The organism is Sphingobacteriales bacterium, assembly GCA_012517435.1.
In the GTDB taxonomy this organism is placed as follows: Bacteria; Bacteroidota; Bacteroidia; order CAILMK01; family JAAYUY01; genus JAAYUY01.
Genome location: JAAYUY010000089.1, coordinates 1 through 6756 on the forward strand (window position 1 = coordinate 1; position 6756 = coordinate 6756).

Consider the following 6756-nt stretch of genomic DNA (forward strand, 5'->3'; position numbering starts at 1 on the left):
CAAAGACAATCCTCACCAACTAATTAAAAAATTTCAAACATCAGACTACTTTTCAACAGTATTGAGAAAAATAAAAGTATAGCATGGATTAAAATTTAAATACTTTTGCCACAAAAAATTGTAATGGATATTATTCAGAAAATCAAACAGATAAATGAATCAATTGTTCTCATTATCAGCAGGTTGGAAAAATCTGGCACTTTACATACTATTGACAGGGATTTACTCAGGCAGAAACTCATTGCCATGTACGATCTGCTTGAACAGGAGCAAAGAATAATTCATTCAGACATACAGACCGCACAGGAAAGTATTAAAAAAGCTGAAGAGGTAATTGAAGAAAAGCATGTGGAACCTGAGCCAAAAGCAGAAACTCTGCAAGTACTTCCTGAAGAAAAAACAGAAGAGGTTTTACCGCAACCTGAACCGGTAGTAGCTGATAAAAAAGCTGAAGAAGAAATACCTGCTGAACCCGTTATGCTTAAAGAAGAAGAAGAACTGAAACAGGAAGTTGAAGATGCTGTCAATCAGGTGGTTGCAGAAGCTGAGGAAATAAAGGAAGCAGAAGTAATTGCAGAGCCGGCACAGGTGGCTGAAGAAATAGAGCCTGAAAAACCGGTAACAGAGTTTAAAGAAGATTTGTATCAGGCTGCACAGGAGCAGATTCGTAAAAAGGCTGTTTTTGAAAAATTTGCCAAGCAGGAACCTTCCCTGAACGAGAAACTTGCAGGCAAAAAAGAATATGTCCCTCTGGCCGACAGTCTTCAGAAAGGCCCGATAAAAGACATAAAAACAGCTATTACGCTGAACATGAAACTTGCATTTATCCGTGAACTATATGGCGGAGATCAGAAAGAATACAATCAGATGATCAGTTTTCTGACAAAATGCCAGAATTATACGGAAGCCAAGCTTTTTCTTCAGGAAGAAAAGGAAAAACATCCAAACTGGGAAAACAAAACTGAAATGTTTGAGCAATTAATGACATTGATTCACAGGCGTTTCAGAATGTAAAACCTATCGGATCAGGTGAAGTGTTCCACTGACGGTTTTATTTTGTCCCTTACTCCCTTTAACCTTTAAAATATAGAAGTAAACATCAGGCGGGCAGTCATGACCTTTGTATTTCCCGTCCCAGCCTGAATTTTTATCTCCGGTTACAAAAATTTCTTCTCCCCATTTATCGAAGATTTTCAGGCTGAATTCCTGAATGTTTTTCCCTTTAATGACAAAGGTATCGTTGATGCCATCCTGGTTAGGTGTGAAAGCATTCGGAACAAAAGCATACAGGGTAGTCGGAACACAAACGATGTTCGAAACACTGCTGACATCAGGTCTGACTGCATGCGTGGCAGTTATGCGGTAGCAGTAATATTCCTGGTCTTTTTCAGTTTGCTGGTCAGTGAAAGGAGTAGGGAGACTGAAATCAGCCAGATTTTCAAAATTTCCGCTATTATCATCGAAAATTTCAAGAATATATTCCAAAATACCTTCAGGCCAGTCGTAGTAAGCAGTCCAGTTAATGACTGGAAATGTAGCTGAATCATTGACCGTCAGCAGAATATTTCGTCCCGGGTTGCTGAAATTCCCGGTATATCCGCAGGTGTCTTCTGCATTGACCTGGTAGGTGTACAGATTTTCACCTGTTTTTGTCAGCAAATCATAATAACTTAAAATGGATGCATCAACTTTTGCAAAATGCTGAAAATTACCTCCATTGATTGATTTTTCGATATTGTAATAAAGAGGAATTCCTGTGGCAGGTTTTTCCCATTCCATGTAAATCTGATCTTTATCGTAAACGCTTACAGTTTTCAGATAGGGTGCCGACACGTGCTCTTCAATTCTGAGTTGATGGGTAGTATCATGAGAACAGTTGTAATCTGAAGTAACCTTCAGCCGGATGTTTTTGATGCCGGGTGTGGTAAAGGTAAAAACAGGGTCACGCTGATTTGAACTACCATCGCTGAAATCCCAGTCCCATGACGAAATAATATCTGGTGAATTGATACTTGATAAATCTTTAAAATACAATTCTTTATCTAAACAGGGCTGAGAAAAACCGAAATCAGCCTTTGGCATGGGATGCACATAAACCATGAAGGTGTTTGAATCAATACAATTCAGGTCAGATGTGGCCTTGAACCATATCCGGTAAGATTTGTCCTGCAGGTATTGATGCGAAGGTGCAACAGTCGTGGCATTGGTGTTATCCCCGAAATCCCACAGGTAGCTCAGATTTCCTGATGAAATGCTTGTCTGGTTGCTGAAGATGAACTGATTGCCTTTTAAACACTGGTGCGTGTCATTGACGGAAATACTGACGAGGGGAGAAGGGAGAACGGAAATGATCCGGGTAAGACTATCAGAACACCCATGATCACTGACAGCTTTAAGTCTGACAGGATAGAGCCCTTCTTTTTTCAGATTGATATTCACATCTTTCTGTGAAAAGCTCATGCTGTCTGCAATATTCCAGAAGTAATTCAGCGTTCCGGCAGGTATAACAGATTGGTTGGTAAAAGAAAATAAGTTCCGGTTGCTGCACTGGTCGGTGTCATTGATGGAGAAAGCTGTATGTGGCATCGGATAAACTTCAACATTTCGGAATGCTGAATCTTTACAACCTTCTCCGGAGGTAACAACCAGTTTTACAGTATATTGACGATAAGTAGCATAGGAATGACCGGGGTTCTGGCTGGAGTAAAGAACAGAATCTCCCATGTCCCAATTCCAGCTGCTGATTTTTCCGCTTTGAATATTGCTTTCATCTTTAAACCTGAATAAATTTCCACTGAAACACTGGTAAGGTGTATCGACCGTGAACCGGGCAACAGGCATCGGAAATACAATGACTTTTGATGAAAAAGTATCAGCGCATTGCTGATCGGATACAGTGACAAGGGATACACTGAAAGTATCGGCTGATGAATAAGAATGGATGTAATTAACTGCATTTGAATTATTTCCGTCACCACCATTCCATAAATAACTGTTCAGACTACCTGACGAAATCTGACTGGTATTTATAAAAGTAAACTGGTTTCCGCTCAGGCACTGGCCGGATGGACTGACGGTAAAAGAGCCTGCTGGTTTCGGAAAAATAACAGCCTTGCGGATGAAACTGTCGCGGCAATCCCAGTTGCTGACGGCAATCAGTTTAACATCAAAAGTGTCATCTTGCTGATAGTGGTGAGCTGGCTGCGACAACAAAGAACTTTGTCCATCTCCAAATTCCCAGCGATAGGTCATATTGCCGGCTGAAATAGTTGACAGGTTATTGAATTTTAACAGGTTGGTATTTACACACTGACTGCTGTCATCTATGGTGAACATGGCATCAGGCATGGGTTGAACCTTGACAATGGTATTCACCTGAAAAGTATCAGAACAACCGGTATTGGCCATGGCTATCAGGACGACATCGAATGTGTCGGGATAACTATATGAATGTGAGGGAGTTGTGGCTGAGGAGCTGTCACCATCCCCGAAGAACCATCTGTAAGACAGGCTGCCCCATTTGATTTTGGTATGGTTGTAGAAAATAAAGTTATTTCCGCTGAAGCACTGGTTGGTGTCGTTAATGCCAATTGATATTTCAGGACTTGGATAAACCATAACGCTTTTTTCAATGGTGTCGGGGCATCCTTTATCGGTGAGGGTGATAAGACGAACAGTAAATGTATCTGATGAGGAATAAACATGAGCAGGGGAAACGGCAGTTGAGCCGGTATTGTCGCCAAAATTCCAGATGTAATCGGGTGAACCTGACGAAACTTTACTTAAGTTATTGAATTTGAAAGTGTTCCATTTAAAACATTGAATTGAATCGGAAATTGAGAAATCTGCCTGTGGGGATGGAAAGACAGTCAGGTTTCTGCTTGCCGTATCCGTGCATCCGTAATTGGAGAAAACGATCAGATTTACCGGACAGATGCCCGCAGGAAGGGTTGATGGCTGATAAATCCTGCTGCCTGTTGTTGTATCGGATAATATTTTATTTATCCATAAAAGGGAGGTTAATGTGCCTTTCGATATACTGCTCTGATCAGTGAGCTGGAAATTTTGTTCATTGTAACATTGCATGGAATCATTGACAGAAAATGTTGCCTGAGGCATCGGATAGACTTCCATCAGGTGGATAATGCTGTCTTTACAACCTAAATCTGAAGTGGTTACAAGTTTGACGGAAAAATTACTGTCATGCGAATAAATGTGTTGAGGATTATTAAGGGAAGACGAAGTATTATCCCCGAAAAACCATTTACTTGTAAAAGTTCCGGTATGTATCTGTGTCTGATTGGTAAAATTAAAGAGATTGTTAAACAGGCATTGTGTACTGTCATTTACTGCAAAGGAAGATACCGGATTGGGCATGACTATCAAAGATTTTTCCATGGTATCGGGGCAGGTCAGGGGAGTTATGACTACCAGCCTCACCGTAAAAGTATCATCTGTCTGATAAATATGACTGGTATCCTTGCTGTAGAATTTGCTGCCATCTCCGAAATCCCAGTAATAATTCAGTGAACCTGTCTGAACACTTGAACTGTCTTTGAAGATAAATTTATTACCATTCAGGCATTGCTGGGGATTGTTCACTGAAAAGTACGCCAAAGGCGAAGGAAATACAATGCCATTCAGGTTTGCCGTGTCCTTGCATCCTGCATTTGTGGTGGCTATCAGGCTGATGGAAAAGGTATCCGTTTTCTGGTAAACATGTACCGGGTCTTTTTGTGTAGAGCTGTTCGTATCTCCGAAGTTCCACAGATATGACATGGTTCCGTATTGAACGCTCGATTGGTTGGTGAATATGAATTTATTTTCATTAAAGCATTGGGCAGAATCATTTATTTTAAATTTAGCCGCAGGCTCCGGATTTACCCAAACCCATCTTTTAACAGAATCATAACATCCATGCCCTGTTGTATAAATAATTTTTACCAGATGAGTATCACATACCTGAAACACATGATTGGTGTCGGTTATTTTTCCTGAAAAACTCAAATCATTGCCGATGAACCATTTCCGGTTGGTAATGCTGTCGTTGGTAATCACTGTACTGTCAATAAACCTGAAATAGTTGCCATTGAAACACTGAAAAGTATCGTTGATATATAGGTTTTTAACTGGCATAGGAAAAACTTCAATTTCACGCTTACTTATATTCTCAGTGCCCATCCGGTAAGTGGTCAGGCTGACGGTATATTTTCCGGGTTTTGAGAAAATGTGTTTCCCTGTCCATGCGGTTGAATAGTTGTTAGTACCGGAACTGCTGTCGCCAAAATTCCATAATACTGAATCAAGGCAGGAAGTATTGGTGATGTTAAAAACGGCCTCCTCTCCATGACAAACATTTTTAAAGGTAAAGGGATGTTTGAAAAACCAGGAAGTTACAAACTGGGGCAGGCCATTGAAAGTATAATTTGACATTCCGAGATAAACTCCTGAATCCTGATAGCAGCAACCTATGCCTTTTTGCTCCGGTGCATTGATCACACCCAGGTAATGGCTATTGTACCGGGCGACATAGATTTTTCCATCTTTAGCCAGTTGCATACCCCCTGAATACCACCAATACCAGTTCCCGCTAACGGTCGCTATTTTAGTTCTGGAGTTTTGTATATCCTGTTGATTCCCGGCATTTAAATCGTATTGATAAAGGTCAAACACACTGCCTGGCCAATAATTGGAATGGTCAGCCAGATAGATTTTACTGCCATCAGGAGAAAATTCAATGCTATTTGCACCCCAATAATACCAATAACTGTATTTGCTGATGGTGAGTTCGATGGGGTTGCTTAAAACACCTGTGCTGTTGTTAAAATTAAAGATTTCACAATTGGCAGAGTCATTCGTATAGGAATAGTAGTGACTGTAACTGTTGGCAATGCGTTTACCATCGGGAGAAGCTTTTAAATATCCATTCCACCAGTAATAAGTGTAAGGAAAAGTAACCAGTCGTCCTGTCTGGGAGATGACAGGGGTTGTGTTGACCCCGGCATTACTGACCAGAAAGGCATAAAACTTATTAGTGCCTGACTCGTGAACAATAACCCAGTAATCAACGCCATTGGCATGTTTGACGGCTGTGATTTTGGCATCGAAAGTTTTCTGCATGACGATGCTATTACGGTTGATAACACCACCATCTCCGTTGTTCAGGGTCGTAACCACTGTTGAATAACGCAGGGCATCAGGGTATCCTGTTGCGGTGTTGTTTCTGTTTACGGAAAAAATGTAATAGGTAGTGGTCGTTCCGGGGCGTGGCACGATAATCACTGAAGGGCCATAATTTCCGTATGTGTAGTCTCCCATCAGGTTTGAGCCGTTTTGCATCACCTGATTGTTTTTGTTATAAACAGTCGAACCATTGGTGTAGCATATCAGGTTGCCGGAGGAATCAGAAATAGAGGCGCAACCACCCCAGGCTATCATGGCACTGTTGTTCAGAGCTACCGGACTTCCGGAGCTGAAGTTCAACCCTGCGTAATTTCCGAAGTGCCAGTTGTTGGTATATTCCTGCGGAATTCCACTGAATGAAACGCAAAAAATCAGAAAGAGAACAAACAGGAATTTAAATTTAAACATAATGTCTCAATCCTCTAAGGAAAATGGCAATTAATTTTGGGCGTAAATATACGATAATCCTGATTTGTCTTGAATTAATTTTTGAGGATAATATATAGCCTCTTTATCATCACTCATCAGTAGCAATTTATTCCACACTGAGCTGGATTGTCTTTTGTTTTCATG

The 6756-nt window shown here is 40.9% G+C and carries 2 protein-coding genes; one reads left to right on the plus strand and one right to left on the minus strand.

The window, feature by feature from the left end; genetic code table 11:
• Positions 1–105 precede the first annotated feature (105 nt).
• On the plus strand, positions 106–1014 hold the full coding sequence (locus GX437_05510; protein ID NLJ07108.1) for a hypothetical protein: 909 nt from the start codon (positions 106–108) through the stop codon (positions 1012–1014).
• Positions 1015–1017: 3 nt separating this feature from the next.
• Here GX437_05510 and GX437_05515 read toward each other — a convergent pair whose 3' ends face one another.
• Entirely contained in the window at positions 1018–6591 is a 5574-nt protein-coding gene (locus GX437_05515) for a PKD domain-containing protein (protein ID NLJ07109.1), read from the minus strand.
• Positions 6592–6756 lie beyond the last annotated feature (165 nt).

What these genes read in the sequence shown, in the direction of transcription:
- GX437_05515 (NLJ07109.1), bottom strand. Translation starts at nt 6,591, where the DNA reads ATGTTTAAATTTAAATTCCTGTTTGTTCTCTTTCTGATTTTTTGCGTT.